Annotated in this window: 22 protein-coding genes; all 22 read left to right on the top strand. The window is 50.0% G+C overall.

Going from position 1 to position 25527, the window contains the following annotated elements; genetic code table 11:
• Positions 1 to 240: 240 nt before the first annotated feature.
• Positions 241 to 1092 carry a geranylgeranylglycerol-phosphate geranylgeranyltransferase gene (locus AB1690_03960; GenBank protein MEW6014455.1) on the top strand — a complete coding sequence of 284 codons (852 nt, stop codon included), beginning with the start codon at positions 241 to 243 and terminating at the stop codon, positions 1090 to 1092.
• A 126-nt stretch (positions 1093 to 1218) separates the two neighbouring features.
• Entirely contained in the window at positions 1219 to 2106 is an 888-nt protein-coding gene (locus AB1690_03965; GenBank protein MEW6014456.1) for a BatD family protein, read from the top strand.
• The gene (locus tag AB1690_03970) at positions 2103 to 3092 is read left to right on the top strand and encodes a MoxR family ATPase (protein ID MEW6014457.1); all 990 of its coding nucleotides are present in this window, start codon (positions 2103 to 2105) and stop codon (positions 3090 to 3092) included. Before AB1690_03965 ends, AB1690_03970 begins: the two co-directional genes overlap by 4 nt.
• 8 nt (positions 3093 to 3100) lie before the next feature.
• Complete coding sequence (locus tag AB1690_03975; GenBank protein MEW6014458.1) at positions 3101 to 3976, top strand: DUF58 domain-containing protein; 876 nt, start codon at positions 3101 to 3103, stop codon at positions 3974 to 3976.
• A 1-nt stretch (position 3977) separates the two neighbouring features.
• Positions 3978 to 4922, top strand: a complete 945-nt coding sequence (locus AB1690_03980; protein MEW6014459.1) for a hypothetical protein — start codon at positions 3978 to 3980, stop codon at positions 4920 to 4922.
• A 1-nt stretch (position 4923) separates the two neighbouring features.
• Positions 4924 to 6402 (top strand): hypothetical protein, encoded by a 1479-nt coding sequence (locus AB1690_03985; GenBank protein MEW6014460.1) that lies wholly within the window; start codon positions 4924 to 4926, stop codon positions 6400 to 6402.
• A complete protein-coding gene (locus tag AB1690_03990) occupies positions 6399 to 7403 on the top strand; it encodes a hypothetical protein (protein ID MEW6014461.1) in 1005 nt (334 codons plus the stop codon). Before AB1690_03985 ends, AB1690_03990 begins: the two co-directional genes overlap by 4 nt.
• Positions 7396 to 8433, top strand: coding sequence for a VWA domain-containing protein (locus AB1690_03995; protein MEW6014462.1), 1038 nt, complete (start codon positions 7396 to 7398; stop codon positions 8431 to 8433). Before AB1690_03990 ends, AB1690_03995 begins: the two co-directional genes overlap by 8 nt.
• 9 nt (positions 8434 to 8442) lie before the next feature.
• Complete coding sequence (locus AB1690_04000) at positions 8443 to 9456, top strand: VWA domain-containing protein (protein MEW6014463.1); 1014 nt, start codon at positions 8443 to 8445, stop codon at positions 9454 to 9456.
• 3 nt (positions 9457 to 9459) lie between these two features.
• Positions 9460 to 10176, top strand: a complete 717-nt coding sequence (locus AB1690_04005; GenBank protein ID MEW6014464.1) for a tetratricopeptide repeat protein — start codon at positions 9460 to 9462, stop codon at positions 10174 to 10176.
• Between the two features lies 1 nt (position 10177).
• A complete protein-coding gene (locus AB1690_04010) occupies positions 10178 to 11980 on the top strand; it encodes a BatD family protein (GenBank protein MEW6014465.1) in 1803 nt (600 codons plus the stop codon).
• Positions 11970 to 12728, top strand: a complete 759-nt coding sequence (locus tag AB1690_04015; protein MEW6014466.1) for a tetratricopeptide repeat protein — start codon at positions 11970 to 11972, stop codon at positions 12726 to 12728. Before AB1690_04010 ends, AB1690_04015 begins: the two co-directional genes overlap by 11 nt.
• Positions 12729 to 12829: 101 nt before the next feature.
• Positions 12830 to 13870 carry a lysylphosphatidylglycerol synthase transmembrane domain-containing protein gene (locus AB1690_04020; protein MEW6014467.1) on the top strand — a complete coding sequence of 347 codons (1041 nt, stop codon included), beginning with the start codon at positions 12830 to 12832 and terminating at the stop codon, positions 13868 to 13870.
• Between the two features lie 2 nt (positions 13871 to 13872).
• Positions 13873 to 14859 carry a magnesium/cobalt transporter CorA gene (gene corA, locus AB1690_04025; protein ID MEW6014468.1) on the top strand — a complete coding sequence of 329 codons (987 nt, stop codon included), beginning with the start codon at positions 13873 to 13875 and terminating at the stop codon, positions 14857 to 14859.
• A 113-nt stretch (positions 14860 to 14972) separates the two neighbouring features.
• Positions 14973 to 15560, top strand: coding sequence for a TetR/AcrR family transcriptional regulator (locus AB1690_04030; GenBank protein ID MEW6014469.1), 588 nt, complete (start codon positions 14973 to 14975; stop codon positions 15558 to 15560).
• 12 nt (positions 15561 to 15572) lie between these two features.
• Positions 15573 to 16877, top strand: a complete 1305-nt coding sequence (locus AB1690_04035; GenBank protein ID MEW6014470.1) for a TolC family protein — start codon at positions 15573 to 15575, stop codon at positions 16875 to 16877.
• A 21-nt stretch (positions 16878 to 16898) separates the two neighbouring features.
• Positions 16899 to 17960 carry an efflux RND transporter periplasmic adaptor subunit gene (locus AB1690_04040; protein ID MEW6014471.1) on the top strand — a complete coding sequence of 354 codons (1062 nt, stop codon included), beginning with the start codon at positions 16899 to 16901 and terminating at the stop codon, positions 17958 to 17960.
• Positions 17957 to 21130, top strand: a complete 3174-nt coding sequence (locus AB1690_04045) for an efflux RND transporter permease subunit (GenBank protein ID MEW6014472.1) — start codon at positions 17957 to 17959, stop codon at positions 21128 to 21130. Before AB1690_04040 ends, AB1690_04045 begins: the two co-directional genes overlap by 4 nt.
• Positions 21099 to 22733 (top strand): bacillithiol biosynthesis cysteine-adding enzyme BshC, encoded by a 1635-nt coding sequence (gene bshC / locus AB1690_04050; protein ID MEW6014473.1) that lies wholly within the window; start codon positions 21099 to 21101, stop codon positions 22731 to 22733. The genes AB1690_04045 and bshC overlap by 32 nt, the downstream gene beginning before the upstream one ends.
• A complete protein-coding gene (bshA, locus tag AB1690_04055; protein MEW6014474.1) occupies positions 22730 to 23851 on the top strand; it encodes an N-acetyl-alpha-D-glucosaminyl L-malate synthase BshA in 1122 nt (373 codons plus the stop codon). The genes bshC and bshA overlap by 4 nt, the downstream gene beginning before the upstream one ends.
• On the top strand, positions 23844 to 24563 hold the full coding sequence (gene bshB1, locus AB1690_04060) for a bacillithiol biosynthesis deacetylase BshB1 (GenBank protein ID MEW6014475.1): 720 nt from the start codon (positions 23844 to 23846) through the stop codon (positions 24561 to 24563). The genes bshA and bshB1 overlap by 8 nt, the downstream gene beginning before the upstream one ends.
• 111 nt (positions 24564 to 24674) lie before the next feature.
• Positions 24675 to 25527 (top strand): transglutaminase domain-containing protein (locus AB1690_04065; GenBank protein MEW6014476.1); only part of this gene is annotated, 853 nt, incomplete at its 3' end.

Consider the following 25527-nt stretch of genomic DNA (forward strand, 5'->3'; position numbering starts at 1 on the left):
CAAAGATGACGAGTTTGAGGAGCCTGATTCCGAGGAATTCAAATTCAAATTCCGCGGCACCCCCTTTGGGGATAACCCGCGCTTCCACCTGACCGTCTCCCGGAAATTCTGAGTTTACTTTTCAGGTCAATATCCTCATATCGCCCCGGCGATTCTCTGCGGCTGTCAGTGAAATAGTGTGCGCTGAAAACGCCGAATTTAGTTATTGACTCCCTTTCATCGTGACTCTATCGTAGTCATATGCGGGAAGTCTATATCCTCCTGAGATTAATCCGAATTCAAAACTGCCTGATGACCGCCGCCGGAGTCTGGCTGGGCGCCTATCTGACCGGCGAAAACTACTCGGCAACTGTCGTATATTTCGCATCCTTAGTCGGCGCCTTGGTCTGTGCCGCCGGAAATCTCTTTAATGATATTACCGACATTGAAATCGACAGGGTCAATCACCCCCAAAGACCGCTTCCGTCCGGCGATATTACCGTCTCAGCGGCCGCTATTGCCGTTTTATTGCTGGTTATCGTCTCCCAGACCATCAGTCTCATTGTCAGCGGAGTTCTGGCAATAGCAACGGCCATATCTCTCGCGCTTTTGGCTCTTTACAACATCCGGCTGAAAAAACTCCCCCTTGTCGGAAACACCACGGTGGCGCTACTGGGGGCATTTCCTCTCGCTCTGGGAGCGCTTCTGGCCGCACCAAAATCGCTATCGTATATCCCCGGACCGATTGTTGCCACAGGATTTGCCTTTTTGATTCACCTCACGCGAGAAATTCTGAAAGACCTGGTAGATTGGAGGGGGGATAACCTGGCATCATATAAGACCCTTCCGTCATATCTGAAGCCAAGGTTTGTCATTCTGCTTGTTGCGATATTGATGACGCTATTGGCAGTCCTGGTTCTGATATCCGCCAACCTTGACTGGTACAATCAGTATTACACCTATACAGCCGCGATTCTGGTGGCGCTTCCCCTTCTCCTGCTTGCAGTGTTTATTGCATCAAGGCAAGACATTGATAGACACAGAGTTGCCGCATCAGTTTTGAAGCTGGTTATGGTTGCCGGTATGATTGCTTTCCTGGTCGGAAGAAAATAAATTTATTGCAACCTCGTGCAAGAAATCCGGTATAAATCAAATTAATTGAAAGTGATGTCTTATTGCCAAAGGTGATAAAATATTAGATCTTACCCGCTCGTTATGAACAAAGTTAAAGCGACGTTGATGTTGACAAGGCTGTTGATTCTGCAGGGGGCGCTGATGTTGGTTAGTCTCCCTGCGGCGGCGGGCAAGATATCTCTAAGCGCCGGCATTGACAAAAACGATATCCGCTATGAAGACTCACTCACTTTGTCCCTCGAAATTCGCTGGGAAGGCAAGGTGGGGGATTACCGCTTCGAGCTGCTTCCTCTTCCCACTACCAATAATCTGAAATTGCTCGGGACAAGTTCTGCGGTCAGCAGCGATGTTGTCGATGGCATTGATATTACCACCCGGAGTTTCAAATATGCCCTGCTGCCGACTAAGGGGGGTACAGGCATTATCGAGCCGATGGTATTAGAGTATATCTCCCTTCCGGATTCACTGCCGGGGGAATTATCGAGTCAGCAGTTTCAGATTCTAATTCGAGAACCGGTTCCGGTAGAAGAAGACGGGAGCGGCAGACTCAGTTTTCTTTTCTGGGCAATACCGGCGCTTCTGGTGATGTCAGCGGCGGCGGTCATAATAGCGCGGCGAAGAAAGCGTACGCAAAGTTTGCCGACAAAGAGCGCCGAGGAACTTCTGCTGGAAGCCCTATCCGCGGCAAAGAAGGAATCATTATCGGAGCGAAAACTCTTCTTCACCCGGCTGTATTCTATGCTGTCAGCTTATCTCGACTCCAAATTGGGGCTGAAAACTGCCGGTCGGACCGCTTCTGAGATTGTCAATGACCTGGCAGCGTCCCCCATCCCTGAAGCAAGGAAGGCAAAGATAGCTGCCTGGCTAACACAGGCCGAAAAGGAAAAATATGCGCCGCTGCCGGGCGAGCCGGGTGATATGCTCAGGCTGGTGACCGAAATTGAAAATCTGTTTGAACAAATCATGAATAAAGATAAAGCGGAGGCAAAATGAACAAAGAGATTGCCGAAATTCAAGCGACTGTGGAAAAGGAATCGGCCTTTGTTGAAAAGCTTACATCACAGATTGGAGCGGTGATTGTTGGGCAGAAATATATGATAGAGCGGCTCCTGGTCGGCATTCTTGCCGACGGGCATGTTCTTCTCGAAGGAGTCCCCGGTTTAGCCAAGACCTTGTCGGTCAAGACCCTTGCCGACTCTATCGATGCCAAGTTTCATCGCATTCAATTCACCCCCGACCTTCTGCCGGCCGACCTTATCGGCACCATGATTTACAATCCGCAGAAAGGGGAATTCAGCGTCAAGAAAGGACCGATATTCGCCAATATAATCTTAGCCGATGAAATTAACCGCGCTCCGGCAAAGGTGCAGTCGGCTTTACTGGAAGCGATGCAGGAGCGGCAGGTGACTATCGGCGACAACACCTATAAACTGGATGAGCCTTTCCTGGTGCTGGCGACCCAGAATCCTATCGAACAGGAAGGAACATACCCCCTTCCGGAAGCACAGGTGGACCGGTTCATGCTCAAATTGAAAGTGACCTATCCTTCACCTATGGAAGAACGGGTAATAATGGACCGGATGACAGTCGGAAAGACGTACCAGGCGGAACGGATTGTTTCACCCAAAGAGATAAACCGGGCGCGTCAGGTTATCAATGAGATTTATGTCGATGATAAAGTCAAAGAATATATCATCAATATTGTCTTTGCCACGCGAGAGCCGGAGAAATACGGCTTAAGCGAACTGAAAGACCTGATTGCCTATGGGGCATCACCGCGCGCCACTATCTATCTGAATACCGCCGCCAAGGCGCACGCCTTTTTGAAAGGCAGAGGGTATATCACGCCGGAAGATATCAAAGCTATCGGCAAGGATGTCTTGCGGCATCGGGTTATCGTGACCTACGAAGCCGAAGCGGAAGAGAAAACATCGGACGATATCGTTCAGAAGATATTCGATACCATTGAAGTCCCCTGATTTGAGCGATGGACCAGAAAGAAATATTTAAAAAAATACGGCGCATTGAAATCAAGACCCGCCGGATTGTCAACGACCTCTTTTCGGGCGAATACCATTCCACCTTCAAAGGTCGCGGAATGGAGTTTGAAGAGGTGCGGCAGTACGAGCCGGGTGATGATATTCGCCTGATTGACTGGAATGTTACCGCTCGCACCGGTTACCCCTTCATAAAGAAATTCCGGGAAGAACGAGAGCTATCGGTGATTTTTCTGGTCGATATGTCATCCTCCGGCTTTTTCGGCACCAAGGAGCGGTTCAAAGAAGAAACATCCGCGGAACTCTGCGCTCTTCTGGCTTTTTCCGCCATCAAGAACAATGACAAAGTGGGGATGATAATCTTCACCGACCGGATTGAAAAGTTCATTCCCCCCAAGAAGGGCAAAGCGCATGTCCTTCGGCTCATTCGCGAAATACTGTATTTCGAACCGGTGGGGAAGAAAACCGATATTGCTTCCGCGCTGGAATATTTCAACAGGGTCATAAAGAAGAAGTCGGTGGTTTTTCTCATTTCTGATTTTCTTTCGGAGGATTACCTCAAGCCGCTGCAAATCGCCAACAACAAACATGATATAATTGCCGTGAAAATATCTGACCCGCGAGAACTAAAGTTTGAAAATGTTGGGCTGATAGAGCTGGAGGATGCCGAAACCGGGGAGACTGTCATAATCGATACCGGTTCTTCAGCCTTTCGTCTCGATTTTGCGCAGAAGGCGGAAGCCGATAACTTTAGCCTGAAGCGGGCTTTCCGTCTCATAAATACTGATTTCATTCAGATAGTGACAGACCAATCATATATCGTGCCGTTGATTAACTTTTTCAGAATGAGGGAGAAAAGACGTTAGTATGTCGCAATGGTCAAATAAGCGAGGAGCGGTATCCCTGGCTGCCATCAGTCTCATTATATCGTTGCTGACACTGGCGGCAGTCATCTATCTGGTGGTCTTAACGACCTCCTCCGCCAAGAACCGGGACTACAGGGTGGAGAAAAGCCTTGCCGGCGAATTGAGCGACAACAACCTTCCTCTGGCGGCGATTGAAGAATACCGGAAGATCTTGAACGACCGTAACCTCGACCCGACCATCAAGGGGAATATTTGCTACCTGATAGGACAGCTCTACTTTGAAAAACTGGCCGATTATGAAAATGCCGCGGCTTACTTCATTCGCGCCCGGAACCTGCATCCGGAGGGAAGTTTCTATGATGAAGCCGGGCGGAACCTGGTCGCATCCCTGGAGCGAATGGGACGACTGGCAAGCGCCAAACGGGAATTGGACCGGACGGTAAATCTTGATTCTGCCGTTGCTGTCAAACCGGGCGAAATCGTTGTAGCCCGAATCGGAGAAACGCCGATTTACCTGTCCGAACTGGAAAATGAAATTCAAAGCCTTCCGGCGCAGGCGCAATCGGAGTTCTTAAGCCGGCAGGGCAAACTCAATATGCTAAACCAGCTGGTGGGACTGGAACTGATGTACCGCGCCGCCTTAAGAGAAAAATTTGACCGTGACCCGCGCCTGCTGAAGCGCAAAGAAAATCTGGAAAAACAACTCCTGACAGAAAAGTATGTGACAGAGAGAATCCTGCCTCAAGTCAATCTCGATACCCTTGATATTCGGAATTTTTATCTGGCTAACAGGAAGGAACGGTACGGCGATAAAGCCTATGAGGAGGTCCGCTCCCGGGTGCTTCTGGATTACCAGCAGGAAAAATCGCAAAAGGCTCTCAATGAGCTTATAGAGAAACTGGCAGAGCTGGAGAAGGTTCAGATTTTCGAGGAGAATATCCGGTAAGATGAGTCGAAAATCTCTGATTGTCCTGTTATCTTTGCTTTTGGCGCATCTGGCGTTGCTGATATTTTTTGCGGCGAACCGAACGGTTGGCAATGATGAAGGATTCTATCTCAGCGCCGCCCGGATGGTAGGCTTGGGGAAAGCGCCTTATGTCGATTTCTTCTTTTCCCAGGCAATCCTGTTCCCGCTGGCATTCTCTTCGATGGCGCTCGACGGCTGGAGCTCCTTCTGGATTCTCCGTGGTTTTGCGGTTGCTGCCGGTTTCCTCTCGGCTCTCTTGCTTTTCGGTATTACCCTTAATATGACCCGCAATCTGAAAGTGGCTCTTCTGGCGCTGGGGATGTACACTTTCTCAGGGTTGACCCTTTCCATTCATTCTATTTTTGAGCCGCTGGTCTTTGCCAATCTATTGGCGCTGGCAACCTTTTTATTCTGGCTTAAAATTCATGAACGCCGGAAAATCATCTTCCTGGTCTTACTTGGTCTGTCCCTTTCGGCGTTGCTCAATATGCGGTTAATCTATGGTATTCTGCTGCCGATTTATGCCTATTCTATCTGGCGCCTTGAGACCGGCAGGCGGTTGAAAGCAGCCCTGGTATTTGCGGTCGCACTGGTTCCGTTTTCCATCCCTAATCTGGTGATGCTCCTTCGCGCGCCCGATTATTTCCTAAAGGATACTTTTATTTTCCAGATTTTCCGAGGGGGAGATGCCCATATTACCGAAATAGTTTTGCAGAAACTCTCTGTCATTGCCAAGATGATTATTGAGCCGTCTTTATTCATCCTTCTGCTGGCGGTAATCTTTTCCGCAAAATTTATGCGGAAGGACGGCCGGTTGATGTCTGGAAACCGTCTGTTTGAAAGCCCGGAAGGGATGGCGCTTCTTAATCTTGTCGCCCTGGCCGCCGTTTATCTTGTCCCATTTCCGGTGCTCCGACATTATGCCGAGCAGTATCTCGCCTTTGCCATAATTGTGGCTTCAATTGGCGCCGAAAGATTGGTAGCCAAGGTCCAGGAAATTCTCCCCGGAAAACGTCAGAGATTGGCAACAGGGGGGCTGGCTATGCTGCTTCTGTTGTCACTTGTGCCATACTATGCCATTTTTATCAACGGCATTAGAGCTCAAGACCAGAAATATATGATTGCGGAAGTGGAGCGTATAACATCCCAAATGAGACTCCTTGCCACAGAATCGGACACGGTTTTATCCGAATGGGCCGGATACCCTTTCTTTGCTGAGCAAGTCCCGCTTCCAATGACCGAAATTCTCGGTTTTGAATATCCTCTTCCGTTCAGTCATGAGGAGAGGATGAAATACAAACTGTGCGACAATATTTACTTAAAAAATGAATTGAGCCGGCAAACGCCGGCATTGGCGGTGATAATCAACGAACCGCCGGCCGCCTTTGCCGCAACCCTTGACTCCGGGTATAGCCGGGAATATCAGACCGGTGCTGTGAGCATCTATAAAAGAAGATGAGAATACTGAAGTTCTTATTGTTTATAGCGATTATGCTTCCGACGGTCGGTAAGGCCCAGTCGGTATCTATCGATACGGTCAAATCGGCTCCGGGGATTACTATTGAGACGGCGGTAGATAAGTCGGAGATATATATAGGCGACCTGATAAACTATCGCCTGACCGTTATCCATGATTCCAATATTGTCCTGACACCGCCGCCGATAGGGGCGAATCTGGGGGCATTTGACGTAAAAGATTATCAGGCTGATGAAGAAGTGCGTCTCCCCAGCGGGCAAATCAAACTGGAAAGCCGCTTCCTCCTGACTACTTTCACGACCGGAGACTATGTTATCCCCCCTATTCCGGTTGAATTCATGCTCCCTGACAGCAGTGTCAAATATCTGATTTCGGAGCCGACACCGATTCGGGTAAAATCACTTCTGGCGGAGTCGGCTGATACCTCCGATATCCGGGACATCAAAGGGCCAATTGCATTTAAAGAAGACCGAACAATATATTATATCCTCGGCGGCATCTTGCTGCTGCTGCTTCTGGTCGGCGGATATCTTTACTGGAGAATTCGCCGGCGGCGTCTTGGCGTAACATCACCGCTTGACACCCGCAAACCGTGGGAAATCGCCTATGAGCAACTGGCGGTGCTGGAGGCGAAAAAATATCTCCCCGAGAAGAAATTTAAGCTTTTCTATATTGAAATGACCGATATTATCAGAGCCTATCTGGGGCGGGTCTATCAGATTCCGGCGCTCGATATGACTACCGAAGAATTCCTGGAAGCGACAGAGAAAACTGAGATTCCAGTTGAGATAAAAGAGCGGCTGGAGGCTTTTCTGAAATTTGCTGACCTGGTGAAGTTTGCCAAGTTGCTCCCGGAACCGGAGAAACCGGCCGCCGATTTTGAGGAAGCCCGATTTTTCGTGGAGCAGGTTCGTCTGGCGGAAACCGCCAAGATGGCGCCGCCGGCGCCGGCGGTGACTTCGGGGGGAGGCTCCCATGTTTAGATTTGCCGGGTTTCAGATGTCGCTTTTCGAGAAAGAGATAGCAGTCTCGGCGACGGCTATCTCTGTCGTTGCCGCGATTCTTATCGGTCTAATTATCGCCCATCAACTGCTGCGGAAGAAAGCCGATTCCGCCAGCATAAGATATAGCGACCTTAAGATTATCAAGCGTTCGGCGAAGACCGGGCGCGCCCGCTTTCGGTTTATCTTAAGCGTGCTGCGAGTGCTGGCGCTGGCGCTTCTGGCAGTCGCTTTCGCCAGACCCCAGGCCGGCACGGAAAACCGGGAGGTATCTTCCGAAGGAATTGATATCATGCTGGCGCTCGATATTTCCGGCTCGATGCGCGCTGAAGATTTCAAGCCGCACAATCGCCTCTATGTGGCGAAGGAAGAAATAAAAAAGTTCGTCTCCAAGAGAATCAGCGACCGGATTGGGCTGGTGGTCTTCTCGGCAACATCTTTTACGCAATGCCCCTTGACCCTCGATTACGGGGTGCTTCTTACATTCCTGGACCAGGTGAAATTCGGAATGGTGCAGGATGGCACCGCCATTGGCATGGCTTTAGCCAATTGCGTCAATCGTCTGCGGGAGTCAACTGCCAAGTCCAAGGTGATAATACTGCTGACTGATGGTATCAACAATTCCGGTCAGATTGACCCTCTGACCGCGGCCGGAATCGCCAAGACTATGGGTGTCAAAATATATACCATCGGGGTCGGCAAGCCGGGCAACGCCATGTATCCGGTTGATGACCCTATCTTCGGGAAAAGATATGTCTATCTGCCCAATGAAATCGATGAAGATGTTCTGCGGGAGATAGCGGCCAAAACGGGCGGCAAATATTTCCGCGCCCGCTCCGAAAAAGAACTGGAAGCGATATACTCGGAAATCGACCAGCTCGAGAAAACTAAAATTAAAGTCAGCCAGTATATTCAGTACAAAGAGCTATTTCCCCCCTTTGTTTACCTGGGGCTGATATTCCTTGTGCTGGAAGTACTGCTGGGTCAGACTGTCTTTCGTAAGATTCCTTGAGGAGAACCAATGAGATTCGGCGCCCCTGAAAATCTGCTCCTTCTTTCGCTGGTGGTAATTCTGGCGCTCTTTTTCATCTGGAGCATCTACCGCAAAAAGAAACTTTTGGCCCGATTCGGCGACCTCTTTTTGATAATGAAGAATGCCCCTTATATCTCCTTTGCGCGGCAGGGAGGAAAGGCGGCAGTAATTCTGGCCGGTATCCTGTTTCTGGTGATTACTCTTTCACAACTCCAATGCGGCACGCATATGGAAGTGATGAAGCGCGAAGGGATTGATATCATAATTGCGGTAGACGTCTCCAATTCGATGCTGGCACAGGATATGAAACCGAGCCGAATCGCTAAAGCGCGCCAGGAAGTGCGCGGTTTGATCGACCGTCTGCGAGGCGACCGAATTGGGCTGGTGGCATTTGCCGGGGAAGCCTTCATTCATTGCCCTCTCACCCTGGACTATTCGGCGGCACAGATATTTATGGATATAATGGATGTCGGCCTGGTGCAAAAACAGGGGACAGCCATTGGAGATGCCATTCGCAAGGCAACCGAGGCGTTCGAAAAGCAGGAGAAAAAGCACAAGGTGCTGATTCTTTTGACCGACGGCGAAGACCATAATACCGACCCGCTTAGCGCCGCCGAAGAAGCCCGCAAGCAGGGAGTCAAGATTTTTGCCATCGGTATCGGTTCTCCGGCCGGAGAACCGATACCGATCACCGACCGAACCGGCCAGAGAGTAGGGTATAAAAAGGACCGAAGCGGCGAAGTAATCGTGACCAAACTGGATGAAATGACCCTGCAAAAAGTCGCTCTCGCCACCGGCGGGAAATTCTATCTGGCATCGGCGGGGGAGATGGAACTTGACCGGGTTTATGACGAAATTGATAAGATGGAAAAGAAGGAACTGGAAGGAAAACTGATGGTGCAATATGAGGACCGTTTCCAGTACCCGCTTCTTTTTGCCATCATTCTGCTCTTTGCCGAATATTTTATTTCGGAGAAGAAACGAGTTAAAAACGTAAAATAATCTATGATACAGAAAACGGTTCTTGTCTTATTGGTCTGGCTCCCGGGCGCCGTCTCCTTTGCCGAAGACTATAAGAGTCTGGTCAAAGAGGGGAACGAAGCCTTCAAAGAAGGTGACTTTGGCACCGCTTTGGGACTATATCGTGAGGCCGATGTTGACCGCCCGGAAATGCCCGAGATTCAATACAATATCGGCAGCGCCTTATATAAGGAGGGAAAGTATGAGGAGGCGACCGAGAGATTGCAGAAAGCCTTCGCCACCGACGATATAAAGGTTGAAGCCCAGGCGCGCTATAATCTGGGAAATGTTTACTATCGCGCCGGCGACTATCAGAAGGCGATTGAGGCGTATCAGAAAGTTCTGGAATTGACGCCCGAGGATATGGATGCCAAGTACAACCTGGAGTTAGCGAGGAAAATGCTCAAAGAGCAGTTAAAGCCTCAGGAGCAGCAACAACAGCAACAACAACAGCAGCAGCAACAGCAGCAACAGCAGCAAAATGAGCAGCAGGAGCAGCAACAGCCGCAATCGCCACAAGACCAGAAGCAAGAGCAGCAACAACAGCAACAACCGCAACAGATGCAGCCCCAGGATGAAAATGAGATGTCCAAAGAAGATGCGGAGAGAATTTTAAATGCCTTGCGTGATGATGAGAAAGAGGTGCAGAAAGACCTACGCAAACTTCAGGGACCATCGGACTATCAAGGGAATGACTGGTAGTATGATATCTAAGTTACGGATATTTCTGATACTGATGTTTTCTGCCGCTGTCTATGCGCAGGACGACATTTCCCTGACCATATCGCTTAATAAAGACACCATTTCCATAGATGAATATGCTTATCTCACCGTCTCGGTCACAGGGTCGCGGCAGAATCTTCCCAGCCCGGAACTTCCCAATCTGACCATGTTTAATATCTATTCCCAGGGAACCTCAACCAATATCTCCATTGTCAATGGCAAGATGCAGGCGTCATACAGTTACCAGTATCTGCTGCAGCCCAAGAAACAGGGGACCTACCCTATCAAGCCGGCCTTTCTGGTGATTGACCGCAAACGATATGAATCAAACGAATTGACACTGACTGTTCTTTCCGGCGGGGAAGGGACCTCTAAATCGGTCCAAAAGGAGGCTGTGTCACAGACCGGTGAGAACCGGGAGGTTTTCCTGACAGCCGAAGTCAACAAGAAATCGGCTTTTGTGAACGAGCAGATGATTCTGACGGTCAAATTCTATCATGCCGTTCAAATACTCTCACAACCGGAATATACCGCGCCGCAAACAACCGACTTCTGGACTGATATTCTTGAAGGTCAGAAAGCATATTATGAAATTGTCAACGGCCAAAGATACAAAGTCGTGGAAATATCATCGGCGCTGTTCCCGACCCGTTCCGGTGAATTAACTATCGGGCCGGCCTTGGTGACTGTCAATGTCCCTTCTCGACGTGCCCCGCGACGCAACGACCCTTTCTCTCTCTTTGATGATTTCCTGGTCCAGGGTGAGCAGCGAACTGTTCGCTCCAAGCCGATTACGGTCAATATCAAACCGCTTCCGTCAGAAGGGAAACCGGAGAATTTCTCCGGTACTGTCGGAAATTTCAATATTGATGCCTTTCCGGACAAGACCATTGTTGACGCCAATCAGCCGGTGACTGTCAAATACAAGATTACCGGCACCGGTAATATCAAGACCGTGGCGGAGCCGGTTATTGAAGAATCAAAGGATTTCCGGGTATATCGGGCATCATCCGACGAAAAAATCTCCAAAGTCGGGGGGGTGGTTGGCGGCACCAAGATTTTTGATGAAGTTTATATTCCGAGGAGAGCCGGTAAACTGACCATCCCGCCGGTGTCGCTGAGTTTCTTTGACCCGGCCACCAGGAAGTATAAGGTAATTTCGACTAAGCCGATAGAACTGGAGGTTCGTCCCGCGACCGAAGTCGCCGATTACGGCGATTTGCCGTTACGGCCTGTCGCCGGCAGAGTAATTGACCCCAAAGCCAAAGATATTCTGTATATCAAGACCTCCGGACAACTCGAGCGGCCCAAACCGCTGGTGCTTTTTACCCCCACTTATATGTTAGTCAATGGTCTTTCGGCGATAGCCCTGCTGGCGGTCTGGGTCACGCAGCGGCGCCGTCAGAAACTGGCTAATAATGTCGGTTATGCCCGTTCCCGGATGGCTAAAAGACTGGCCAGGAAGCATCTTTCCAAGGCGAGCCGTCTCAGTCAGACCGGTCAGATTCCGCAATTCTATGCCGAGATTCGACGGGCGCTTATTACTTACCTGGCAGACAAAATGAATCTGTCGCCGCACGGGCTGACGTCAGATATGATTCTGGAAATTCTAAAAAAGCATAATCTTCCTGATGATATCACCCTTAAATTTCAGGAAATTATGAAACAGGCCGACTTTGCACAATATGCCTCATCGTCGGTTGCGCCGGCGCTGGTGCCGACGGCTCTCAAGGAAGCTGAAGAGCTTCTGGTAAAATTGGAGGCGGCGAAAATTGGCGCATAAAATTATCATATGGGCTCTTCTGATCTTTCCGCTTCTGATGCCGCCGGCTGGGGCTCTCAATACCGATTCTCTCTTTACCGCCGGCAATCAACTTTACGACAGCGCCCAGTACCGTCAGGCTCTCGAGACATATCTGGAACTGGAAAGAAACGGCTTCCAATCAGCGGCTCTATTTTTCAATATCGGCAACAGTTACTTCAAGGAGGGGGAGCTGGGATATGCCATTCTTTATTATCTGCGCGCCCACAGGCTCGACCCCGGCGACGATGAAATCAAAACCAACCTGGAATTCGCCCGCCAATTTATGCCAACCATTATGGAGGGGGTGAAAATCAATCCTGTTTCAGGATTCTTTGATTCTATCACGGCGCCCTTCACCTTGAACAGCCTGGCATGGATTTCATCGCTTTTCTTTGTGCTTCTGATGCTGACTATCAGCGCCCGCCTTTATTTTCAGAATTCCAGTCTGCTGACAAGAATCGTGACATTTTTACTACTAATATTGCTCCTGGTATCCTCGGGGCTGACCACCTATAAATACCGCGCTGACTACCTGGCGCGAAAAGGGGTAATAATCGCTTCGGAAGCCAAGGTTTTGAGCGGTCCCGACGATGACAATGATGTCGAATTCACCGGAGGCGCCGGTCTGACCTTCGTCGTTCAAAAGGAATTAAATGACTTCTATCAGGTGATTTTTGAAAATAAACGTAAGGGATGGATTCGTAAGGCTGAAGTGGCCATAATTTGACCTGCCTCTCCCTTTTATTTAGATTGACAGCCCAGCCGTAAATTTCTATAATTTTGCGATAATTTCTGCCCGCCCCGGCGGGTTTAATTTTTGAGGGAAAAATGCCGTCGATTCTAAAAAAGAAGCAATTCTGGGGTTCCCTGATTGCGGTCATTCTTCTGGCGTACTGCCTCAAGGATATCCGGATGGATGACTTGCGACGGCTTCTGGGGCGGGTCGATTTCTATTATCTTATCCCGGCGCTGGCCATGGAATTCGCCATGATTGTATTCAAAGCCCTCCGCTGGCGCACCATTGTGGAGAAAACCAAGAAAATCAGAGTGCTTCGGGTCATCCCGCTCTTCTCCGCCGGACAGGTGATTAATATAATAATGCCGGCATTAACCGGTCAGGTGGGGCGGCTTCTTCTTTTTTCCAAGAAAGAAGGTCTCTCAAAATCATATGTCTTCTCCACCATTGTCATCGAGGTCCTTTTTGACGCCGTCAGTCTCCTGATTTTTATAGTTCTCCTCTCCACGGCATCGTTTGTCTTTCCGCCGGAGTATCGCCCTATCGGTTACGCTATCGCCATCATTACGGTTCTTCTATTCGCCTCCCTCTATCTGATTCTCCATTTCAAGGAGAGAATCGGGAAATTCGGACGGCGGGTCCTGCGGGGTCGTTCTCCGGCGCTCTATCTGACCCTCAAGAAGTTTGCCGGCTCCTTCACCAAGGGAATCGAAATGCTTCGCTACAGCCAGTATTTCATCCGAACTCTGGCGCTGTCGCTGTTTTCCTGGGTGGCGCACATTCTGGTCGTCTATTTCCTGATTCATGCTTTTGGTTTTGAACTGCCGATGATTTCAGCGGTGGTCATTATGGTCATCAATACCGTGGCGCTTATGATACCGATAACCCCCGGGAACGCCGGCACCTTCGAACTGGCTGTTGTCGCCCCGCTTCTCGCCTTTAAGATTGTCAAGTCCGATGCCGTTCTCTTTGCCCTGGCCCTCCATATCCTCGACCTGATACCAATATTCCTTATGGGAATGTTCTTCTTCCGAACCGAAAAGGTAACCATCAAGGAAATCAAAGAAGAAGGCTCTAAGGAGGAAGTCCTAGAGCAGGTGGAAATGACCGATGTCATGATGGAGAAAAAGTAGCCGTGATTCGTTCTTTCTACTGGAAATCCGGTCAGCCGGTTCAGAAAATCGAAGGGATTGCCGACTTCGATTCCCTGTTTGCCGACCCTGATATTGTTCTCTGGATTGACCTGCTCGACCCGACCGACCAGGAGTCATTCATTCTGACTCATGATTTCCACTTTCATCCCCTGGCAATCGAAGATGTTATTTCCGAAGAAGATGCCATATCGGAACTGCCCCGTTCCAAAATAGACGACTACAAAAACTATATTTATACCGAATTCCAGATTGCCGATTATGTCAATCGGGAAGAGGGGATTCGCGTTCAGGAGGTCAGCCTTTTCCTGACCCGCAACACCGTGGTCACGGTTCATTATGAGCCGCATCGGATTTTCAATTATCTCTATAACCGCGCCACCCGCGATGAACGTCTCCTTTCAAGGGGAGCGGAATTCTTGTTTCATACCCTCCTTGATGTCATGGTGGACAATTATAATAATATCCTGGAATTCTTTGAGATGGAAGTCGACCAGATTGAAGATTCAGTGCTGCGCGAACCGGACGCCGAGACGGTAAAGAAAATCTTTACTTTGAGACGTGATATTTACCAGTTGAAGCGAATCGCCCTGCCGCAGAAAGAGATGATAGGGCATATTCTCCGGGGACAGTTTGCGCTTATTTCAGACCGGGCTCAGCTCTATTTTAACGATATCTATGACCATCTGACAAGAATCATCGAACTTTCGGAGTCCCATAGGGATACCCTGGTTTCGGCGCTCGAAGCCTATTATTCCAGCGTTTCCACCAAGACCAATGAGATTATCAAAGTCCTGACCATATTCACCGTCATTCTGATGCCGCCGACCTTCCTGGTCGGCATCTGGGGCATGAATTTCCGCCACATGCCGGAATTGGAGTGGAAATACGGCTATCTGTTCTTCTGGATATTGCTGGTAGTCATAATGATAATTATGCTTTTCTTCTTCAAGAAGAAGAAGTGGCTTTAGTCGCTTCTTTCTTGCGCCAAAATTTTTCTCACAAATCCTGTAACCAATCGTTGACAAAACCGTCTAAATAATTAATCTTAGATACTGACCAGTAGGTATATGAGGAGAAATATTTGAAGCAAAGTCCCAAACTGCCCCCGCAGCAGCGCCGGGCGGAATTGATTCGCGCCGCCTCGCGCGTGTTTGAAAGGGTGGGGTATGTCGAAGCCACCACGGAAAACATTGCGCGCGAAGCCGGAGTCACCAAGGGCGCCCTCTACTTTCACTTTCGCAGCAAAGAGGATATCTTCTTGGAGACCCTCAAGGCAGAAACGGAAGCGCTTTTCGCCGCCATATTCAAGCATCTGGAAAGCCCCCTGCCGCCGGAAAAAGTGATTGAAAATGTCATCAGGACCACTTTTGAACTGCTGGGAAAGAAGTCCAACAAACCGATTGAAAACTGGCATCAAGCCTTCCATATGCCGCGCGTGCGGGAATATATGTCCCGGGCGCATCGACGAATCGCGGGTCGCATGGCGGCTTATCTCAAAGGCAGCAGCAACATGAGCTACCGGCAGGCCGAAACTCTGGTCTGGGTGGTACATGCTATCGCTGATGGATTGCTGGTACACCGCTGCTATCATCGGGAGAAAAAGCGCCAGCAGAAAATTATCGACCTGGTCGTGGAAATGTGCAAGATTTACCTGGGAACAAAAAAGTAATATAGGATGATTATGCGACGACTACTCTCAATAATATTTATATCCATACTTACTGCAGGCATCGCCGAAGCCCAAACGGTTTTGACGGTGGAGAATGTTCGAAAAATGGCTCTGGAGTACAACCGTCAATACCTGGCGGCAAAGAAAAACCTGGAAAAGGCGCGCGGAGAGATTATCTCGGTCCGCTCCGGAGCGCTCCCGCAAATATCTTTAAACGGCTATTATGCCCGGAATCTGCTCGACCGGGAACTTTTCTTCGGCGGAGAAAAAATTCCTATCAGTCTGAATAACGATTTTGACCTGGCCCTCACTTTCAGCCAGCCGTTATATGTAGGGGGGAAAGTCGGGACGGCCATGAAAATTGCCCGGTATTATGAAGAATATTCGAAAGAAGTCTTGCGGCAGGTCGAAGCGGAAATAGTCTTTCAGGCGGAATCGATATTCTTTGCGGCGGCGCTGGCGGAATCCAATCTGGAAGTTATTCGCAAGGCGTATGAACAGTTGAATTATAATCTGGAAGTGGTGGAAAAGCAGTACGGGCAGGGGATGATATCGGAATATGAGCGTCTTCGCGCCCGGGTGGAAAAAGGGAATCTGGAGCCGCAACTGATCGGGGCGGAGTCGGAAGTCAACCTGGCGCAGAAACGACTCAAATCTTTCCTTGGGTTACCTTTAAATGAAAAAATTACGCTGGCGATTGATTTGAGCGACACCTCTCTGGTAGAGATGCCGGCGCTTGACTCTTTGGAGGAGGCGGCCCTTAATAACCGGCCGGAATTGCGACAGGCTGATTTGCAGAAAAAAGTTTATGACAAAGCAGTGCGTATCGCAAAGGGGAACTGGATTTATCCCAATGTGAGTTTAAACACAACTTATCAGGTAACCGCCTCTTCCGACGATTTCAAATTGCGCGAACGGGAGGTCTCCAAAACCTGGTCGGCCGCCCTGCTAATCAATATACCGCTGTTTGACGGGGGTAAGACTATCGGTGAGGTGCGCAAGGCGCGCGTCGACTATTATAACGCCGTTCTCGCCGAACAGCAGGCGCTGGATGATATCCGTCTGGAGGTGGAGCAGGCGCATGATAATCTCCAAATGGCTCGCAAGGCGCTGGAGGTACAGAAAGAGACCATTGCCCAGGCAGAAGAAGGGCTCCGGATTGCCAATCTCCGCTATCAATCGGGAATCGGAACCCAGCTGGAAGTGCTCTCGGCGCAGACGGCGCTGACCGATGCCCGTACCAATCTCGCCCGGGCTATCTATAATTACCGCCTGGCAAGAGCGGCTCTGAAGAAAGCAATAAGTGTTGAAATGTGATAGATGAGGACTATGGCAAATATGAAAAATTTAAGGCAGTTCATTAGTTTTGGTGTGACGGCCGGGCTGCTTCTGGCTGGCTGCTCGGGAAACAAGAATAGCGATTCCGCTAACGCTACCCAGACGATAGCGGTCAAAGGGGTGCTGGTTGTCCCGACCTCCAAGCAGCTGAGCCGAACCTTCACCGGCTCTATCGAAGGGGAAAAGCAGGCCGTGCTGAGGGCAAAAATTGCGGAAGCGGTGGAGAAAGTAAATATTCGGGTTGGTGACTTTGTGAAAACTAACGATGTCCTCATCAGCCTCGACCGCACCGGGCCGACTTCCAATTATACTCAGGCCTATTCGGTTTACCAGAATGCCGAGAAGAATTTCAGCAAGATTAAATACCTTTTCGTGGAAGGAGCGGTTTCGGAGTCGCAATTCGATGCCGCTCAGACTGAATTCGAAGTCGCTCGCGCCAATTACGAAGCCGCCCTGCAGATGGTGGAGCTCCGCTCACCAATTGACGGCCGCGTTACTTCTATTGATGTTTACGCTGGCCAATATGTCTCGCCGGGCCAGCAACTGGCAACGGTGGCGTCAACCGGGCAGGTGCGAATGAAATTGGGAGTCAGCGGCAACGATATCGCCTATTTCAAGGAAGGTCAGAAAGTCACCATCTCAGCCGAAGCCGATTCGGTAATCTCAGGTGAAGGAACGGTTCTGACGGTGGCTCGTTCCGCCGACCCGGACACCCGGACTTTCCAGGTTGATGTCGCCGTAAACAATCAGGACCGTCGCTTTAAGCCCGGTATGTTCGCCCGAGCCAATATCATTATTGGTGACTTCGCCAATGCAATTGTGGCTCCGCGACAGGCTATTCTCACCCGTGAGGGGCGCAATTATGCCTTTGTCGCCTCCGACGGCGCCGCCCGTATGCGGGAAGTAACGCTCGGCGTCGATTTCAACGGCGTCACCCAGGTCATATCTGGATTGCAGAGTGGCGATACCCTGATTGTTGTCGGTCAAAATTATCTGCAGGACGGAAGCAGGATTAATCTCGCTCGGTTTGTCGATGAATCCGGAAAGGAGCGGGCGCTTTGAAACTTGCCGATGTCGCCATAAGACGGCCGGTCTTTACGGTCATGATGATTACCGCCCTGGTGGTTCTGGGGTATTTTTCTTTTGAGCAGATGAGTATCGATTTGATGCCGGACGTCGATTTCCCCTTTGTGGTAGTCACTACCATATATCCCGGAGCGGGTGCAGAGGCGGTGGAAACGGATGTAACCAAGAAGCTGGAGGATGCTATCAATCCTATCTCCGGCATAAAACATATTACATCCTATTCCGAAGAAGGATATTCTCTATTGGTGGCGGAGTTTGTTCTGGAAAAAGACCCTCAAATTGCCGCCCAGGAAGTGCGGGAAAAGGTAACCGCTACTCGCGGCGACCTCCCCCGCGACATTGAAGAACCGGTGATTGCCCGCTACGACCCGGAGTCCCGACCGATAATGTCTCTCACCGTGTCCAGCGCCCGCCCTGCCCGCGACATTACAACCTTCACCAAAGATGAGATTCAGAAACGTCTGGAGTCGATTCCCGGGGTGGGGGCAGTTACTCTGGTGGGCGGCTCTGAGAGAGAAATCAATGTCCTTCTGGATATTGATAAGATGGAGTCCTACGGGATTTCCATAGACCGGGTCAAAATGGCGCTGGCGGCGGCAAACCTGGAAATACCGGGGGGACGAGTCAACGAAAGTCACAACGAGTACCTGGTGCGAACGATGGGAAAATTGACTTCGGTCAGCCAGTTTAACAATATCCCTATCGATAATCCCCAGGGGCAACCGATTTATCTGAAAGACATTGCCTATGTCGTTGACGGCATTGAAGAGCAACGTTCGCTGGCGCGAGTCAACGGCAAGGATGCGGTGACGCTCGATATTTCCAAGCAGTCGGGGGCAAACACGGTGGCGGTGGCGCGAGCGGTGAAAGAGGAGGTCGCGAAATTCCAGAAAGAACTGCCGCCGGATATTTCTTTAAATATGGTAGTGGACAATTCCACCTATATCGAAGATTCCATACACGAAGTCCTGCTCAATATCTACTATGGGGGATTGCTTGCGATTCTTGTAATATTCTTATTTCTGGCCGATATACGCTCCACCATCATTTCTGCCGTGGCTATCCCAACCTCTATCATCGCAACCTTTACCTTCATGAACGCTCTTGGGTTTACTTTGAATATTCTCTCTCTGATGGGGCTGTCGCTGGCGGTAGGGTTGCTCATTGATGACGCTATTGTCGTGATTGAAAATATCTTCCGCCACCTGGATGAAGGCGAATCGGCTTTCAAAGCGGCGTTTAACGGGACAAAAGAGATTGGCTTGGCGGTGATGGCAACCACTTTTTCTATTGTCGTGGTCTTCCTGCCGGTGGCTTTTATGCAGGGAATTGTCGGGCGGTTTTTCTATCAGTTCGGAATGACCGTCGCTTTCGCCGTGCTGGTCTCTCTTTTTGTCGCCTTTACGCTGACTCCCATGCTTTCATCACGGTTTCTCAAAAAGGAAGGCGGGGAAACCATTCCCCCCTCATTCGCTCCATTTAGATATATCTGGCGGTTTTATCGCTGGATATTAAGACTCATTGCTCCCTGGAATCGATTTTTCAATTTTGTCAACCAGAAGTACCATACGACCCTTGCCTGGGCGCTCCGCAACCGCCTGGCCGTAATAATGCTCGCCATCGCGACTTTCATCGGCTCGCTCATGCTCGGCTCTCTGGCTGGCTCTGAATTCATGCCTCAGACCGATGAAGGAAAGGTACTGATAAGTGTCGAGACCCCTCCCGGCACCGACTTGAAAACCACCTCCGACCGACTGGCGCAGATTGAGGAAATCATCTCCAGGTTCGAAGGGATTGATCTGATATTCACCACCATCGGTTCCGGCCAGAATCCGGTAAATGAAGGAACCATATATGTCAAGCTGGTGGCGCGCGACAAGCGGCAGTTGACGGCGCTTCAGATGGTCGATACTCTTAGAAAAGCCATTGCGGCCGTCCCCGGCATTGAATATGCCGTCTCCCCCGAAGAATCTGAAGGGGGCGGTTCACGTCAGATGGAAATCTCCATCCGCGGCATTGAGCTTGATGTCCTGACCGACCTGACACATGAAGTCGAGAACGTCTTCCGCGTCACGCCCGGAACAGTTGATATTTATAATAATCTTGAAGAAGGAAAACCGGAGCTTCGCATTAACATTGACCGCGACCTGGCCAATGACCTGGGTGTCAATGTTATGCAGGTGGCATCGACCGTGCGAAGTTTCATTGATGGCGAAGTGGTCACTCGTTACAAGGAAGGGGACAAGGAGTATGACGTCAGAGTTCGTTTGGAGGAAGAATCGAGAATCTCGGCCGAACAGCTTGGCAGGCTCCTTATCGCGAGCAGCAAAGAAATCGATGGGAAAAGCACCTTCCTGGTGCCTCTGTCTCATTTTGCCCGGATAGAAAAAGGAGAATCGATAGGGCGGTACAACCGCTATGACCGTCTGCGCGAAGCCCGGGTCGGCGCCAATACCTTGCCGGGATATTTCTCCGGAACCGTTCTCGAAGAGATAATGAATAAAGTTCGTGAGATAGATGTTCCCCCCGGCTATCATATCGCCGTCACCGGCATGGGAGAGATCCAGGAGGAATCTTTCGCCAACATATTCGCGGCGCTGTTGCTTGCCGTCATATTCGTTTATCTCCTGCTGGCGTCGCAATTCGAATCGTTTTTTGACCCTTTTTCCATTATGTTTTCTCTGCCGATGTCTCTGGTCGGCGCTATTATCGCCCTCTTGATTTTCGGCAACTCCATTTCGGTGATGTCGCTTATCGGCATTATTATGCTGATGGGACTGGTCACCAAAAACGCCATTCTTTTGATTGACTTTGTGAAACAGAATCGGTACCGTGGAATCGCCCGAACTGAGGCGATTCTTATCGCCGGACCGATAAGATTAAGGCCCATATTGATGACCACTTTTGCCATGGTGTTCGGGATGCTGCCGCTGGCGCTCGGATTTGGTCCGGGAGCGGAGCTTCGCGCTCCGATGGCGCGCGCCGTTATCGGCGGATTGGTCAGTTCGACCCTTCTGACGCTGGTGGTGGTACCGGTAGTCTATACGATTATTGATGATATCATCGCTTATTTCTTGAAGCGGGAAACCATTCAGGCGCGAAAGGAATCGCTGGATGACAAAGGAACGGTTGGTCAAACCGGATAAGATTTTCAAATTCACGGACCTGTTTCTTGATTTTCTTGAGCGAAAGGGAAGCATCAATCAGTATTTCCCGGCTGATGACCCTCTCCAGGTAGCGGGAAGATTAGAGCAGGCGAAAGTCGACCGCAATATATTGGCTGATATTCTTGTTCGCCAGAACGCTCATTTCGGGGCTAAGCCGGCCACTTTTCGCGCCATCGAAAAATTCCGGCGCGAAGAAACCCTATGTATTTTCAGCGGGCAGCAAGCCGGTCTGTTCGGCGGACCCCTCTTCACTCTTTATAAAGCGATCGGGGTAGTCAAGCAGGCGGAACATCTCGAAAAAGTTCTGCAGCGAAAAGTCGTGCCGATTTTCTGGGTTGCCGCCGACGACCATGATTTCGCCGAGATAAATCATGTTGAATACCTGTCTCCGCAGGGAGAAGTAAATTCGATAAGTTATGACTCTCCGCCGGCGCAGGAAGTCCCCGCGGCCGAGATGCTTTTTGATAATCAGAAAGAGTACGACAAGATTCATCAACTCGCTAAAGAGGCGTTCGGCGCCACCGAGTTCACTCCTCAGCTGTTCAGCCGGTTGTTTGAGGCATATGCTTTCGGAGCCGGTTTTGTCGACGCCTTTGCCCGCTATCTTCTCAATATTCTCCCCGATTTCGGTCTCATAATCTTTTCACCCGCGGACAAGGAAGTAAAAACCGCCTCCAAAGGTTTCTTCAAGAGACTTATTGAGGGGCATTTCCGTATCAAGGAACTGGTGGACAAAACCGACCGTCAATTGGAAAAGGACGGCTATCACCGCCAGGTCGATAAAAAAGAGAGCGCCGCCCATCTGTTCTATCACAATCCGGGGCGGATTCCGCTCCATGCCGAAGATAATTATTTCCTGGTGGCGGAGAAACGACTGGGGCTTCCGGGACTGCTTGATTTGATTGATAAGAATCCGGAGAAATTCTCGCCTGATGTCCTCTCTCGTCCACTCTGGCAGTCTTATCTCTTTCCCGTGGTGGCGCAGATGGCCGGTCCTTCGGAAATCGCCTATTTTGCGCAGGTGTCGAAACTCTTTGAACCGATTGGATTGATTCAGCCCTTCTATTATTTTCGCCCCTCCAATATTCTCGTGGAGAAGCGCAATGAAGAGTTGCTGGATAAATATGACCTTCGCCTGAGCGATTTCGCGGGCGATATCGAAACGATAATCAACCGCGTATCCCTGCAATCCTTCCCCAAAGAGGTCGAAACGGCAGTGGCTGATTTCAAAAATCGTCTGGAGCAGCTCTATAGCGAATTTATGGCTACCATTATACGCTTTGATGAAACTCTGGAGCCGATGGGTAAGCAGACTTACGGCAAAATCGATTTTGCCGTAAACGGTTTTGAGAAAAAAATCTTTGACCATCATAAGAAGAAGATAGCGGCTGTCCGTTCGCAAATCTACCGGTTAGCCAATGCCCTGTATCCCAATCGAATTCTTCAGGAGAGAGTCTATAATATCAACTATTACATCGCCAAGTACGGCTTTTCTGTCGTAGATTTTATCGTGCAGAAAACCGACGTGGAAAGCGGCAAGATACAGATGATTTATCTTTCAGAGATGCCGGAGTTACAATGAATATTGGGATTACCTGTTATCCGGTCGCGGGAGGTTCGGGGATTGTCGCCACCGAACTGGGGCAGAAATTGGCGGCGCGCGGACACCAGGTGCATTTTATCAGCTACGCCTTGCCTTTTCGTCTCGATAGTTATCAGCAGAATCTCTATTTTCACGGCGTGGAAACAACCGCCTACCCGCTCTTCAAGCATCCTCCTTACACTCTTTCTCTCGCCGCCAAAATGGCCGAGGTTACCTGCCAGTATAACCTCGAGATTCTGCATGTCCATTACGCCATTCCCCATGCCACTTCGGCTTTCTTAGCCAAACAACTCATAACCTGCAAAATCCCAAAGATTATTACTACTTTGCATGGAACCGATATAACTCTGGTCGGGTCGGACCCGTCGTACTATGATATCACCCGGTTTTCCATAAATGCGTCCGACGGCATCACCGCGGTCTCTTCATATCTTGCCGATGAGACCAAGAACGTTTTTAAGATTGAAAAGCCGATTAGAGTAATCCACAATTTTTATGACAGCGCCCGTTTCAGTCCCAACAGCCAGGCCTGCAAACGGCGCTCCTTTGCCGAAGACAGCGAATTCGTCATCGCCCATATATCCAACTTCCGTCCGGTGAAAAGAATCATCGATGTCATCGATATATTTGACCGGATTAATAAGGTGTTGCCTTCGAAACTTCTTCTGGTCGGCGAGGGACCCGATGCCATTCTGGCGCGGCGACAGGTGACTAAGAAAAATCTGAGCGACCGGGTCATATTCCTCGGCAATCAGAACCGGGTGGAGGCGGTCTTGCCGCTGGCTGACCTCTTCCTGCTTCCCTCCGAAGAAGAATCATTCGGTCTGGCCGCTCTGGAGGCTCTCGCCTGCGGCTTACCCGTTATCGGCACCTCCGGAACCGGACTGGTCGAAGTAGTTGAAGATGGCGTTAACGGTTATCTATTCCCCGTGGGGCACACCGCCGAAATGGCGCAAGCCGGAATTGAACTTCTTTCCGACCCAAATAAGCTCGCCCAATTCAAAGAGGCGGCGCATCGACTCTCTTCGGAACGATTTCGAGATGATAAAATTGTCCCGGAGTATGAAGAATATTACCGGCAGGTTCTCAATGGATAATCCAAAACTCGACGTGCTGGCGATAGCCGCCCATCGCGATGATGTCGAAATAACCTGCGGCGGCACGGTCATCAAACTTGCCGACCGGGGAAAGAAAGTCGGTATACTCGACCTGACTGCCGGTGAAATGGGCACCAAAGGAACCGCCGAGGAGAGGGGAGAGGAAGCCGAAAAAGCGGCTAAGATTATGGGCGTGGTTTTTCGCCGGAACTTGAACCTCCCTGACGCCGGCATTGAACTGACCCGGGAAAATAAACTGAAAATCGCCCAGGTTATCCGCGACTGCAAACCGGAACTGGTCATCCTGCCCTACTGGGTCCAGCGGCACCCCGACCATCTGGCTGCCTCTCTTCTGGGGTATGATGCCTGCTTCCTGGCCGGTCTGAAGAAATTGAGTTTGCGCGGCGACGCCCATCGTCCCCGCAAAATCATCTATACTTCCTCTTTTCGTGAGGGGCCGCACTCCTTCTTCGTCGATATCACTGACCAGATGGAGCGGAAATTGAAAGCGGTTGCCGCCTATAAGTCGCAATTTGACGGAACACCTTCGGCCAAAGAAATCTATAAACCCGGCGTGGATATCTTCGAGTACATGACGGTCACAGCGCAGCATTACGGGCATAAAGTAGGGGTGAAGTACGCCGAAGCCTTTGCCATTAAAGAAGCCATACTCATCGCCGACCCCTCCGAAATGCCGGTGCGGTCGATCTAAATCATTCCGCCGCAACTTTTCTCCACACCGGTCGTAAGTCCTTATTGAAGTTCTCTGTCATGCTTGATATCGTAAAAATAGTTATAGAACCTGTTTTAGGAGGGACTCGGCATGAAAACGCTCACATATTTTCTGGTCATCGCCTTCTTATGTATTAGTGCGACCACACAAAACCTTACCGCCGTCAATAATTCATCCGAGTTCGCTTCAGAATACCTCCTCGAATCAGCGAATGATACTGTCTGGTTCAGTTTTCAGGGTGAAGTCGGGTCATTCACTCTAAGTGCGACCGACAGCGTCAGCTACTTTCGCTTACCCCAAAATGATACCTTACTGCTCTACTCCGGAGACGACACTCTCATTATAATTCCGCAGTTGACCGCACCGCCGATACGAATGAAATTCGAAAAATATGATAGAATCGCACATGTGGAATTCCCCTTGAGTATTTCTGGAAATTTGCAGAAGCATTCCGTTTTTGGCAATTCCGTACCGACAAATATGCCGTCTTTCATCTATTCCCCTCCAACCGACACCGGTCTGACGAGATTAAGAAACATATATGCTCTCGACAGCGTAACCGGAGAAAAAAATGAAATTGAACAGATTATCAGCCTTTTGAAATGGTCGCATCATGCTGTCAGGCATGATGGTTCCGTTAATCCGGTGGACCCAAAAGAACGTAATGCCCTGACCATACTCGATGCTTGTCGCACCACGAACCGGGGTGTCAACTGCCGCATGATGGCAACTCTGTTAAACGAAGTTTTTCTCGCGATGGGATTCAAGTCCCGGCATATCACCTGTATGCCGAAGGATAAAGAGGACCCCGATTGTCATGTAATCAATATTGTTTATTCTGATTCGCTTGAGAAGTGGCTGTACATGGATCCCACTTTTCAGGCGTACCTCATGGATTCAGCAGGGAATATACTCAACGTAGAAGAAGTCAGAGAGATGTTCG

It is taken from the genome of Candidatus Zixiibacteriota bacterium, assembly GCA_040753495.1.
In the GTDB taxonomy this organism is placed as follows: domain Bacteria; phylum Zixibacteria; class MSB-5A5; order GN15; family PGXB01; genus DYGG01.